Raw genomic sequence first — 13254 nt, 5'->3', positions numbered from 1 at the left:
CTGTAACAACAGAAAAGGCCACCTCGCGTGGTCTTTTTTGCATTCCGGTCAAAGTTGTTTCTGTCGTTTCGGCCGGTATGCTACAGTCAAAAACCGGGCCAGAAGCCCTGGGCCTTCTGACCCTTATATTTCACACAATACAATATAGAGGACAACCGTGAATCGTTATTTGTTAAGTGCATTGACCCTGAGTTTGCTGGCCGGCGTGTCCGGCATGGCTGGCGCCGCTGATACGGCCAAGAAAGCTGCCGCCGCTCCCGCGACGGCCGTCGCGGCCGCCGCGCTGACGTCCGGCATCGCCGTCGAATACGTCGACCCTGCCGTGCGCGCGCAGGACGACCTGTTCCAGCACCTGAATGGCAAATGGCTGGCGGAAACGGTCATTCCTGCCGACAAGTCGAGCTGGGGCAGCTTTGCCAAGCTGGCTGACGATACGCAAACGCAGCTGCGCGGCATCGTCGAAGGTGCGGCCGCCGACAAGGCCCGCGCGGCCGGTTCGAATGCCCAGAAAATCGGTGATTTTTATAACAGCTTCATGGATGAAGCCAAGCTGGAAAGCCTGGGCTTGACACCGTTGAACGCGGAGCTGGCGAAGATCGCCGCGCTGCAGGACAAGGCGGAATTGCCGGCTGTAATCGCCCACTTCAGCAAGCTGGGCGTGACCTCGCCTTACGACTTCGGCATCCACCAGGACGCCAAGGATTCCACCAAATACGTGGCCGACATCGTGCAAAGCGGCCTGGGCTTGCCTGACCGCGATTACTACCTGGAAGCAGGCAAGGCCGACACGCGCGCCAAATACCTGGCCCACGTGGAGAAAATGCTCAGCCTGGCCGGCGACGCGAACGCTGCCGCGAATGCGAAAGCCATCCTCGCGCTGGAAACGGAACTGGCCAAGGCGCAATGGAGCAATGTGCAGAACCGCGACCCCGTCAAGACCTACAACAAGGTGGAACTGGCGAAACTGGCCGCCGTGGCGCCAGGCTACGACTGGGCCCGCTACCTGAAGGACACGGGCATCGCCGGCAAGGTCAATTATGTGATCGTCAGCCAGCCCAGCTACCTGAAGGGTTTTGCCGAGATCGCCAACAAGACGCCGCTGGAAACGTGGAAAGCGTACTTCCAGTGGCACTTGCTGCACGCCAACGCCGGCTACCTGCCGAAAGCGTATGTCGATGAAAACTTTGCGTTTTATGGCACCACCCTGACGGGCGTGACGGAAATGCGTCCGCGCTGGAAACGCGGCGTGGGCGCCGTCGAAGGCGCGCTGGGCGAAGCCGTGGGCCAACTGTACGTGGAGCAATATTTCCCGGCCGAGCGCAAGGTGCGCATGGAAGCGCTGGTGAAAAACCTGATGACGGCCTATCAGCAAAGCATCGACAAGCTCGACTGGATGAGCCCTGTCACCAAGAAACAGGCGCAAATCAAGCTGGCCAAGTTCACCACCAAGATCGGCTATCCGAACAAATGGCGCGATTACTCGGGCCTGGACGTCAAGTCGGACGACCTGGTGGGCAACATCCAGCGTTCGCACTTGCTCAACTACAACCGCGAGTTGAACAAGCTGGGCCAGCCTATCGACCGCGACGAGTGGGGCATGACGCCGCAGACCGTGAATGCCTATTACAACCCGGAACTGAATGAAATCGTCTTCCCGGCCGCCATCCTGCAAGCGCCGTTCTTCGACGCCAACGCGGACGACGCCGTCAACTACGGCGCCATCGGCGGCGTGATCGGCCATGAAATCAGCCACGGCTTCGACGACCAGGGCGCCCAGTACGACGGCGACGGCAACTTGCGCGACTGGTGGACCAAGGCCGACCATAAAAACTTCGCCAAGAAAACCAAGCAGCTGGTGGCGCAGTACAACAGTTTCAGCCCCGTCAAGGGCCACTTCGTCAACGGCGAACTGACCCTGGGCGAGAACATCGCCGACAATTCCGGCGTGGCGATCGCGTATAAAGCGTACAAATTGTCGCTCAATGGCAAGAAAGCCCCCGTCATCGACGGTTTCACGGGCGAGCAGCGCTTCTATGCGGGCTTTGCCCAGGTTTGGCGCATGAAGATGCGCGAAGCGCAGCAACTGGTCTTGCTGAAAACGGACCCGCACTCGCCAGGCCAGTTCCGCGCCAACGGCACCATGCGCAACCAGCCCGGCTTCTACCAGGCGTTTGACGTGAAACCGGGCGACAAGATGTATCTGCCGCCGAAAGACCGCGTCATCATGTGGTAACAGCCGTTCTGACGCGCTAGTACCGAGCCGCCCCGCGCAAGCCGGGCGGCTTTTTTACGTCGTGTGATCTGGCGCAAACGATGGGTAAAAAAAAACCGCCCTGGCGGGCGGTTCCTTGCTACTGCAGCGCTGCTTACTTGGCAGGTTCCGCGGCTGGCGCGGCGGCGCCGTCAGCGGCAGCGGCCGGTGCCGGCACTTCCGGTTCCTTGAACTTGCCGCCCGACGCGTTGGCGATGTAGACCACGGCGCGCGCCACTTCCACATCGTCGAGGTCGGGATTGCCGCCCTTGGCCGGCATCGCGCGCAAGCCTTCGATCGCGTGTTTCAGGACCGTATCGTAGCCCTGGGCCAGGCGGGCCGACCAACTGCCTGCATCGCCAAACTTCGGTGCACCGGCCACGCCGGCGCCATGGCAAGCCACGCAGGTGGCCGTGTAGACGGCTTCGCCGCTTTGCAGCACTTTCGGACCGCTGGCATCCTTGAAGGTAAAGCCGGCGTTGGCCACTGGGCTCAGGCGCTCGGCGATGGCTTCCGGCGACTGGCTGTCCGTACCGGCGCCCGTCAGTTTTTGCGCCGTGACGAACTGCACCAGCAGGATGATGCCGATGACGGTGATGAGGAAGAAGCCAGCTACGGCGGCAAGCAATTGTTTAGGCGTTTTGATCGCTGATTGTTGTTCGTTATGTGCGTCGCTCATGATGTCCTTAGTCCAGATTTGAAACTGATGGCCGTGTAAGGTAGCATTTTTACATGCTTGTATGTAAACCTTTATGAAACCCACAATTATAGGCACAAAAATTGAGCAGCGACATGCAATTGCCAGCGATACGACAGTTTCCGTAGACGTAGGTAAAGAAAAACGGTATCCTTCGCATCACTTCAGAAATTCCCCCTACGCGGCTGTAGCTCAGTGGATAGAGTATTGGCCTCCGAAGCCAAGGGTCGTGGGTTCGATCCCCGCCAGCCGCACCAGTTTCCTCTATACAAATCAGGTATTTCTTCGTTTCATTCGTTTGCGATGTAATGCCAATTAGTCACTTCATCGTTAGCAGTTCGAGACCCCTGACAGCTAGCTAAACTGGATTGCTAGATCCTTCGCAAACAGTACTGATCTGATACACTGACCAGCCGCGCCGTAACATATTGGCGCGCCCTATGCATTGTCAATCTTGGCCAAGGTCTGCAGCGAAACTGGCAAGGAGATGCTCGAACGTTTTTTAAGTGAATTGATGTCTAATCTAGCCGAAGCAATATCCTCCCTGCCGTCGTTAGCCACCGAATATATCGGTAACAAGCGTGCTTTACTCGATTTTGTGGCTGGGACTATCGTGGACGAGAGTGGTAGTGGCGAGAAGGAGATTTTGGACCTCTTTTCGGGTACGGGCGTGGTTTCAGCCGCATTCAAGACCTTAGGTTACGCCGTCACTGCCAATGACCATCTATCCACATGCTTTAACCTTACATCTGCGGTTCTACTAAACCATACCGAGCCGAGCTTCGCGGGTCTCTCCTCGTCGCTTGTCGGCAGGAATTCGGCCGTGGGCCCCTATGAAGCAATTCTTGATCATCTCAATAATTTACCCTTGAGACCAGGGGGGTTCGCCCATAAGAATTTTTCCCCTGCATCTGCGATCGAAATCGAGACCGAGCGTCGTTATTTTACAGAGATCAATGCCCAAAAAATTGACGTAGTTCGTGATCAAATCGAGTCCTGGAGACCAGTGCTCACAGATGCAGAACATGCTTTACTGATCAGTGACCTTGTCCGTGCGGTCAGCGCAGTCAGCAACGTCGCCGGCACTTTTGGATGCTACCTAAAGCAGTGGAAGGTGAGGGCTTTAAATCCCTTGGTTCTGAGGCCGAGCGGGTTTGTTGATGGTCGTCGCAACGGCCATTCGGTATTATCGATGGAGGCCCATGACGCCGTTCCGCAAGCAAAGGCACGAATCATTTATGCGGACCCTCCTTACACGAAACGACAATACGCAGCCTATTATCACGTTTTAGAAACCATTGTTCGCAATGATAAGCCGGTTTTAATAGGTTCTACCGGCCTCCGTAACTGGGAAACCCATGCCTCTGATTTCTGCTATAAGCGCCGTGCTATCGGCGCATTGGACGCCCTCTTGAGCGTTATGGACTGTGAGCATTTCTTCTTAAGCTACAATGAAGATGGCCAAATGGAGCACGATCAGATTCTCGACGTGCTCGGGGGGTATGGCAGTGTGGGCTTCCGTGAAATGTCTCTTCGTCGATATAAGAGCAGTGCACTTCCTCATAAAGGGCCGAATGTGGCCGAGCGTATTTACCATCTTGCCGTGAGCTAGGAAAAGTCAATGCTAAAGCGTGTGAGTGCCATACTATGGCGAAAATGCAATAAGGCTACCTTCGATTCGCTCAACGATTTATCTGCCGGGCAGTACGATATTCGACTCACTAAACGTGATTACGAAAATTTCTTTCTTGGCGTGGCCATGGAGGACGTTACCGAACTCGGGGGCTATACTTTGAAAGTGGTACTTGAACCGTTCACGGGCCCATCCCCAGTGGAGCGAACCTCAATTAAGGTTAGGTTTATGGGCGAATCCTCCGGACGAAAAGATTGGAACATTCCCTCGCAACGCAAGGGCACGGCATACCCGTTGTGGCGTCCGGGACGAGGGGCGAGCAAAGTATTCAAAAATGATGCAAACGAGTTCATGTTGCTAATTCGAGACGCTAATGGGAAATTCCACGCGCGATGGATACATCATGCCGATTTTAGTGCGCTTCCACAGGATATTCAAAATATCCTCAATCAGAGCGAAGTGGGATGGGAGAATTTAAATTGAGCGTTACAGTTGCTGAGATTATCAATGCGCTTCGTCGCCACAAGAACGTCCTCCTATACGGTCCCCCCGGAACTGGCAAATCGCATCTAATGAACGAAGTTGCTCGCCGATTTAATGTCGAGAGCGATGGCGCGGCAGTCGATCAGGGCATTTTCGTCGACACTGACGCAGAAGATGTTCCGTTAGTCGTAGGTACTGCTGCCCGGACCCCTAGTCGATGGGTCACTTTCCATCAGGGCTATTCTTACGAAGATTTCATCTTGGGACTTAGACCTCATGCCGAGCCTGGCAGTGGGTTTTCGCTATTACCGCGTCCGGGTGTTCTGTTGGAACTTGCTGCTGAGGCCCAAGAAGGCGCTGGTCTTCTGCTTATCGATGAGATAAATCGAGGGAACACTTCACGTATTTTCGGGGAATTCATAACGTTGATGGAGCCGAGTAAGCGATTGGATGCTGCGGGCCAGGAGACGCAGGAAACTATTACCCTGACGTTGCCTTATTTGGCGCCGGGTGAGAGTGTCAAAATTCAAATCACGAGCGGCGAGGAACGTGAAGTTCCTCGAAATTTCGCTATGCCTGAGCGGGTTTATACGCTAGCAAGCATGAACTCGGTGGATAAGTCCATTGCACCGATTGATACCGCCTTGCGACGCAGATTCCACACGATCAATCTGTTTCCATCCACTGATGATCTTCGTTCAGCGGTCGGCCTGGCGGCCGACGACAATGTCCCGCTTGACTCAATCGGAAGTATCAAAACTAATGAAGGTGTCGCCCGTCTGGCGGTGCGCATCATGGAGAAGCTCAACCGCGGAATCGGGCTTCATCTGGGACAAGACTTTATGCTGGGTCATTGGTATCTGCAATCGGTACAAGCAAACCTGGGCAGCGCGAATCCGGGTGCGCTGGTCGAGACTTGGCGGTTTCGAATTCTTCCGCAGCTCATTGAACTTTTTCATGGCCGCACCGAGGTTCTTATTGCACTCCTGGGCCTTGATTCTAGTGATACAGGGTCTGGTGTACAGGTTTATGAACCTGACTCTGATGAATCTGAGGCCGGGGCGATAGCATACTTGGCGTCCGCCGAGCCGGCGCCGCAGGTGGGGGACGTCCTGAAATTTCTACAACGGTTCGCTGGAGCTCCGGAAACGGAAAGCATTGCCCCATGATTCCCTTAGGTCGGAGGCTCTCGTCGTGAAATCGGTAGACCGCCTTCTTCTCGAAAACGGTGACTGGGAACCCTGGGACTGCGGCTTTTCCGCAGATCGCGGGGACCCGGACAAGCTACGAGTTTCGTTGGAAGCGTTAGGGAAAAAATTCCGAAAACAGTTGGGATTACGCGCGAACCCGTTCACATTTCGAAGTGGAATGGGCGGTGCGATTGAAGTTCGTACCTCAGGCATAGCGGGGACTGTGAGCGTCGGTGATCTGGTGTTTGATATCGCCCCCAAATTCACGCCACTCGGGAACGGTTTGCAAGACTGGACCGCAAGTATGTTACTGCTCATGCAGTATGCGAGGAAACGTGATTTGGCTCTTAACCGTGCTAGACATTTGGCTGTTGAGCGCCATAGTTTCGTCGACTTGCTTGCTATGGCCTTTTCGGACGCAACCGAAGCCGGACTGGCTGATCAAGCCATCCAGACCTACCGAACAAGCCCCCAATGTTTGCCTGTTCTACGCGGACGCTTGAACCTCCCTCGACAGATGAAATCCGTCTTCGCGAGACCTCATTTGCTCGAATGCGACGTTGATGAACTCGATTCTGACAATGGATATAACGGGCTGCTCAAATGGGCGGCGTTGGCGTTCGCAGCGGCCGTTAGAGCGCCTAGCCTTCGCCGCAGGTTGGCCGACCTGGCGGTGAGAATTCCGGGGAAGCCCAGCCGGAGAATAGCACTACAGGGGGGGCGCATACAGCCGCCGCCGCAGTTTCGGGTCTGGACGGAAGCGCTCGAAATTTCAGCGCTTCTATCATCCGGCTTGTCGCATTCAACAGGCCGTGGGATTGCCCAAGGTTATTCATTCGTGTTTAATATGGAGCGCCTGTTCGAGCATTTTGTTGAACTCACCCTCGCACGCGCAGTTTCGAAGTTAGCTCAGCAAGGTCATAGTGCTCAAACTCAAGTTTCCACGGCCTACGCCGAGCCCCAGCCAGGAACAAGAATACGGTTCTTTTCCCGCCCAGATAACCTCGTGTTGAGAGACGGGGTGCCCTCAGTTGTAGTCGACGCAAAGTACAAGCGACTCTCGGACGCGGAGGGGATGCGAAATCGGAAGCCGGTAAATGCGGACGTATACGAGCTAGTGGCGGCAATGACCGCTCACAATTGTCGTTGTGGACTACTCGTGTACCCTCGAGTACTTGGTGACTCCGTCCTCAACGACCACGAGCTTCATACTTGGACCATTAGCTCGTTCGGCACGACGCTTCGAGTTGGGGCGCTTGCGCTGGACTTGAGCGAGTTGCGCGTTCACGCAGATTTAGAAAAGATTGATAGGACTCTGGCTAGGGCGCTTGAGTCGCTATTAGCTCCCTAGTTTTAAGAATTTAAGAATGAATAGTGAAATGATTTCTCTACAAGAAGCAGTCGGTAACTTAGTAGTGTATTACGCGAAGCAGGCTATGGCAGTGGACGTCTTAGAGCCTCCAGACCTGCATGAGCTGGCAATCGCGCGAGCAATGGACACCGCGTTGTCCAGAGTTTTTCGAAGACTGGGCTTGCCGGCGAGCCCTGCAGCGACACAACAAACTTCGCACGCGTCGACGCAGTTTGACGAAGCGCTCGGAGGAATGGTCGGCGGTGCCGACCAAATCGCGGCGCATCTCGGCACTGCGTTTGAGACGATTCGAGGAACCCGCCTCCTGATCAACAGCGATGGAGAAGTTGTCATTGAGACATCGCCCGAGCGTAGGGGGAAAGGTATCTATTTCACGCCGGTCGCGCTGGCGGAGGCGATTGTCAGACAAGCCTTGTCAAAGGTTTTAAAAAACGTTCGCACGGCAGAGGACCTTGCCGATATTTCCGTCATTGATCCTGCTGTGGGATGCGGTGCGTTTTTGTTAGCAGCTGTGCGAATTGGATCTGAAATCTTGTGTGTTCGTAAAGGGTTCAACAAAATGTCACGTCCGGAAATCCGTGCGGCGATTGCGTCACATTGCATTTTCGGAGTGGATATAGACCCACTCGCAATTGCGACGACGCGAGCGTTGCTGCGTGCAGAAGTTGGGCTTCCCGAATGGGATGGGCACGAGCTCGATCGGCACCTTCGTGTAGCCGATTCCATTAGTGTACCTTTGTCGGACTTCCACGCCTGGTTCCCTCAGGTCTTCCCTGCCGGATTCACTGCCGTGATTACCAACCCGCCGTGGAGCAAACTCCGGCCACTGCGTCACGAGTTCTTTGAGCATATGGACGCTCGAGTTCGACTTTATCAAGGTACTGAACTCGGCCGCTATTTGGATGCGCATCTTGACGAACTTGTGAGCGGGGCGTGGGTGGAGCACGCTGAGAGAACGCTCGAATTGTCGCGCACACTCCGTGAGTCTGCCGAGTACTCGCTTAATCGTGACGGCGCCGGCGACGCCGACCTCTACAAATATTTTACCGAACGTTCGTTAGCGTTATTATCGGACAAAGGAATCGCGGCGCTATTACTACCATCGGGTGTCCTACGTGCCCAAGGCTCAGCAGCCTTACGAGGTCTATTTCGCACCCAAGGTACTGTCACGCAACTTATCGAATATATAAACCGAAAAAAACTGTTTGATATCCATTCGATGTACCGTTTTTGTACCGTCCTGTTCGAAAAGGGAAAAGCAGGCGGAATTGACGCAGCGAGTTTTGGTAGAGAGGCCGTTGAAGGTAACGAAACGGCCCCAGTAGAACTAAGTCTGGATTTTCTCGAACTAGTTGGTGGCCCTGATTTGCTAGTTCCAGAGGTTCGCTCGGTTCGAGAGCGTGACATGATAAAACGAATTTATCAAAGATATCCCGTGGTTGCTCAACCGACTAGCGGATGGGATTTCGGCTTCAGGAGAGAAGTTGATATGACTAACGACTCCGACGCCTTCATTCCTGTGGAAGCGGCGCGGAAGAGCGGTTACTCACTTCAAGAGGACGGCCGCTGGTTGTCAAGTCGATCCATCGTTGCGCTTTTACCGGTATATGAAGGACGCATGGTTCATCAGTTTGATAGCGTGGCGAAGATTCACGTTTCGGGACAGGGGCGATCAGCGACCTGGAGGGTGCCAACAATATCTGAGCGTCATGTTCGGCCACACTACCTCATACCTGAAGATTACCTGGTTAAACGTGGATGGACGCCAACAGTTCGAGTCGGGTACTGTGAGATTAGCGGGCATGCGAATGAACGTACTCTTTTGGCTGCGTTATTGCCGAAAAATTGTGTTTGTGGAAATAAAGTTCCAGTGCTTAAACTTAACTCGGGTGGGCCTGACGGCGAGTTATTGTGGCTTGCACTGGCCAATTCTCTGGTAGTCGATTGGCTAATGCGTCGTTTCGTCTCGACGACGGTGAACCATTTCTATTGGCAAAATATGCCGTTGCCGACCCGAGGTGCGAATCCTACGGAGGAAGCTCTGCTTGTCGAGGCCGCGCGGATGCTGTCATCCCCTTCAGACGGGGCAAAAGACACGGCAGTCTGGTTAGGGAGGCGGGCGCTCATTCGCGCAGCAATTGATGTTGTCGTAATGAAACTCTACGGTGTAAATGAGTTAGATTTGGTAGTTATTCTCGACGATTTTGAAAAATTAAAGGTAGCGCATACTAGGGGGGGGCCGGACGGGATATCTCTGGCTGAGTTGTTGTCAAAAGCAAACTGCGCCTTGGCAGAGGGTAAGCTGGAGTTGACCAATCTAGAAGCGTCATTTGGCTCCGCAGCGAGATTTGCTGCTGCCTACACGCCCCGCGACCAAGCAAAGCATCTGTAGAAAATTGGCAACCCTTGTTTCGTAGCACACCGGTATCCTTAAATACTGAACTGAATTTCTGGGAGGAATGGGGGAAAAACGATGAATTTTTTGCATTGTCGCCGCTAGTTGTCTGACGTTGCTCATTGGCATATTCTGTAAAATCAAGGAGTTGTCGCTTGAACGAGGCCAACTGACAAATTTTAGGTTGGCCTCCGAAGCCAAGGGTCGTGGGTTCGATCCCCGCCAGCCGCACCAGACAACTCAAGACCCCCGTTCTATCCAGCCGGCATTGCCATGCGGCTGCATGCTGTATCCCCACTATTACTTCAGCAAGCCTGACAAGGTCTGTATCGCTGCTTGCCAGCTTGCGGGGGATGCCATGTGCGTCGCACACCCGAAAACGCCCCTGACACCTCTGCCGTTGTCTGTTTACAACCTCCAAAGTCCTCCAGCCACCGATATCAAAATTGATATCGAAACAGTGGAAAAATTGATTGGAGAGATTATCGCCCAGCCCCTAAGATAAACGCCGAGCATGCGAACGACATGCAAGCAGTGTAAAAATATCAATACAATATCTGGAGATTCATGATGCGCAACGCCACCGGTCCGCTCGCGGCCACTTCCCCTCGTCCATTCACCTTGAAGGCAGCCGTTGCGGCATTGGCCGGTATTGGCTTGCTGAGCATGGCTTCGGTATGGGCGCAGGAGGAGGTGGTGGCCGATGCCAGTGCCGAGCCCGCTGCGGAAGTGTCGGTCGTGACCGTCAGCGGCGTGCGCCGCTCGGCGCAAAATTCGCAGCAGATCAAGATGCGCTCGGACCAGGTCATCGATTCCATCGTGGCCGACGACATCGGCAAATTCCCTGATAATAATGTTGCCGAAACCCTGGCGCGCATTTCCGGCATCCAGATCCGCCGCGATTCGGGCGAGGCCAGCGCCGTCATGATCCGCGGCTTGCGCGACGTCACGACCCTGCTCAATGGCCGCGAACTGTTCACCACCACGGGCCGCTACGTCAACCTGGCCGACATTCCCGCCACCATGCTGCAGCGCGTGGACGTGTACAAATCGCAGGGCGCGGACCAGGTCGAAGGCGGCGTGGCCGGCATCATCGACGTGCGCACGAACCGCCCGTTCGACTTCAAGGAATTTACGGCCAGCGTGAATACGCGCGCCGTCTACAGCGACAAATCGAAAGCCACCGACCCGAACATCAGCGGCATGGTGGCGAACCGCTGGAAGACGGGCATCGGCGAAGTGGGCGCGCTGCTGGGCTTGTCGCAGCAGCAGCACCGTTACCATGAGGAACGCGCATTCAACACGGCGCCCGTGGATAAAAGTTTCCTGTCGCCCGGTTTGACGGGGCCGGACCAGGTGGGTTTGCTGCCGATCAAGGGCGACCGCCGCCGCAGCACCGCCAATGCCGTGCTGCAATGGCGTCCGAACGCCGACGTCGAGCTGTACGCGGAAGGCATGGCCACGCGCTTCCTGCTCGATGCCGAGTCCGATTACTTCGTCGGCTTGCCATGGTGGGGCACGCCCGTGTCCGCCACCAAAATTCCCGGTACCAACCAGCTGCAAACATTGACCTCGACCAACGTCAACACCATCATGTCGACGCAGGCGAACAAGAACGAGACGAAAACGCACCAGTTTGCCGTCGGTGGTTTGTGGGATATCAACACGGAATGGCGTTTCACGTCGGAAGTGGCCAGCACCAAAAGTACCTTCAAATGGCGCAACCCCATCCTCGACGCCATCACGCAAGTGCCGAACGCCACTATCAATACCAACCAGAACGGCACCTTGCACGTCGATTACACGGGCATCGACTTGCAAGACCCGTCGAATTACTATTTGAAGGGCTTTTTCGACCGCTACGGCCAGGACCAGGGCAGCTCGAACGATGTGCGCGCCGACCTGGCGTACACGCCGAGTGCCGGCGGCATCTTCAAGGAAATCAGCGTCGGCTTGCGCGGCGTCAAGCGCGAAGCCGAATCGATCAAGAGTTTCGAGGGCAATGCGGAAGCACCGGACGTGTCCGGCGCCGCATTTCCGTTCGGCCGCCAGAGCGTGACGTCGATTCCAGGCCTCAATTGCTTGTCGGAACCGATGTCCAGCGGCGGTCCCGACTACGGCTTGAAGCAGTGGTACACGCCATGCGCCAGTTTCTTGCTCAATAACACGGGCACCGTGCGCCAGGCCGTCACGGGCAGCAGCGCGGCGCGCGCCATGGATCCGGGTTCGTTCTTCAAGGACACGGAAAAGACGTATTCCATCTACACCAAGGCAAAGGTCGCCTTCAAGCTGGCTGACTATCCCGTCGACGGCACCCTGGGCGTGCGCGTCGTGCGCACGGAGCAAAGCTTGCAAGGCAACAGCTCGCAGGACGGCGTCTACACGCCCGTCATCAGCGACACGTCCAGCACCGATGTGCTGCCGAGCGTGGCCCTGAAAATCAAGCTGCGCGCCGACCTGGTCGGCCGCTTTGCGGCGGGCCGCACCATCAGCCGTCCCGGCTTTGCCCAGCTGAATCCGGGCGTGGCCCTCGTCAACTCGACGGAAACGGTGAAGGCGACGGGCGCGGGCGGCAATCCGAATTTGAAACCGGTCGTGGGCGACAATGTCGATGCGGCACTGGAATGGTATTTCGCGCCGGCCGGTTCCGTCACCGCCACCGTGTTCCACCACAAGTTCGACGGGTATATCCAGCAACGCATTTCCAGCGAAACCATCGCCGGCAAGACGTATGACGTGGACCGCCCGTACAACACGGCGGCCGGCAAGCTGCAAGGCCTGGAAATCGGCTACCAGCAATTCTATGACGGCTTGCCCGGCATCTTGAGCGGCCTGGGCTTGCAAGCGAACGGCACTTACATGAGCGGCACGACCGACGACGAGACGGGCAGCCATGCGATCACGGGCGTGTCGCGCTATGCCTACAACCTGGTGTTGCTGTACGAAAAAGATGCCTGGTCGGGTCGCCTGGCCTACAACTGGCGCTCGAAATTCATCGACAGCTACAACCAGGGCGGCCCTGGCCTGGACTTGAAAGTGGCGCCGACGGCCCAGCTCGACGGTTCGTTGTCGTACAAGATCAACGAGCAGTTCACCGTGACCTTCGATGGGAATAACTTGCTCGATACCAAGTTCAAGGATTACTGGAACGAGCCTGGCGTGTATGCGCGCGATACGCGCCGCTATGACCGGACAGTTGGCCTCTCTTTACGCTGGAAAATGTAAGTTGATCG

Annotated in this window: 9 protein-coding genes and 1 tRNA gene; 9 read left to right on the top strand and 1 reads right to left on the bottom strand. The window is 55.8% G+C overall.

Annotated elements, in window-relative coordinates:
• Positions 1-157 precede the first annotated feature (157 nt).
• Positions 158-2233 carry a M13-type metalloendopeptidase gene (locus tag O0879_RS21310; protein WP_289912503.1) on the top strand — a complete coding sequence of 692 codons (2076 nt, stop codon included), beginning with the start codon at positions 158-160 and terminating at the stop codon, positions 2231-2233.
• A gap of 133 nt (positions 2234-2366) precedes the next feature.
• Here O0879_RS21310 and O0879_RS21305 read toward each other — a convergent pair whose 3' ends face one another.
• Entirely contained in the window at positions 2367-2930 is a 564-nt protein-coding gene (locus tag O0879_RS21305; RefSeq protein WP_099665866.1) for a c-type cytochrome, read from the bottom strand.
• A 199-nt stretch (positions 2931-3129) separates the two neighbouring features.
• Here O0879_RS21305 and O0879_RS21300 point away from each other — a divergent pair.
• The 8 genes from O0879_RS21300 (at position 3130) to O0879_RS21270 (ending at position 13246) form a co-directional block, all read left to right on the top strand.
• Positions 3130-3205 (top strand) — tRNA-Arg (locus O0879_RS21300).
• A gap of 197 nt (positions 3206-3402) precedes the next feature.
• Positions 3403-4560 carry a DNA adenine methylase gene (locus O0879_RS21295; protein ID WP_289918627.1) on the top strand — a complete coding sequence of 386 codons (1158 nt, stop codon included), beginning with the start codon at positions 3403-3405 and terminating at the stop codon, positions 4558-4560.
• Positions 4561-4569: 9 nt separating this feature from the next.
• The gene (locus O0879_RS21290; RefSeq protein ID WP_289918626.1) at positions 4570-5064 is read left to right on the top strand and encodes a hypothetical protein; all 495 of its coding nucleotides are present in this window, start codon (positions 4570-4572) and stop codon (positions 5062-5064) included.
• A gap of 89 nt (positions 5065-5153) precedes the next feature.
• Positions 5154-6233 carry an AAA family ATPase gene (locus O0879_RS21285; RefSeq protein ID WP_289918625.1) on the top strand — a complete coding sequence of 360 codons (1080 nt, stop codon included), beginning with the start codon at positions 5154-5156 and terminating at the stop codon, positions 6231-6233.
• A gap of 199 nt (positions 6234-6432) precedes the next feature.
• Positions 6433-7605, top strand: coding sequence for a hypothetical protein (locus O0879_RS28585; protein WP_354670197.1), 1173 nt, complete (start codon positions 6433-6435; stop codon positions 7603-7605).
• A 16-nt stretch (positions 7606-7621) separates the two neighbouring features.
• Positions 7622-10018, top strand: a complete 2397-nt coding sequence (locus tag O0879_RS21280; protein ID WP_289918624.1) for an N-6 DNA methylase — start codon at positions 7622-7624, stop codon at positions 10016-10018.
• Positions 10019-10304: 286 nt separating this feature from the next.
• A complete protein-coding gene (locus O0879_RS21275; RefSeq protein ID WP_289918623.1) occupies positions 10305-10526 on the top strand; it encodes a hypothetical protein in 222 nt (73 codons plus the stop codon).
• 62 nt (positions 10527-10588) lie between these two features.
• Positions 10589-13246 (top strand): TonB-dependent receptor, encoded by a 2658-nt coding sequence (locus tag O0879_RS21270; protein WP_289918622.1) that lies wholly within the window; start codon positions 10589-10591, stop codon positions 13244-13246.
• Positions 13247-13254 lie beyond the last annotated feature (8 nt).

This window comes from Janthinobacterium sp. SUN120 (genome assembly GCF_030397735.1).
Taxonomy (GTDB): Bacteria; Pseudomonadota; Gammaproteobacteria; order Burkholderiales; family Burkholderiaceae_D; genus Janthinobacterium; species Janthinobacterium kumbetense.
The sequence above is the reverse complement of the archived record's forward strand: the minus strand, read 5'-3'. Positions and strand labels throughout refer to the sequence as shown.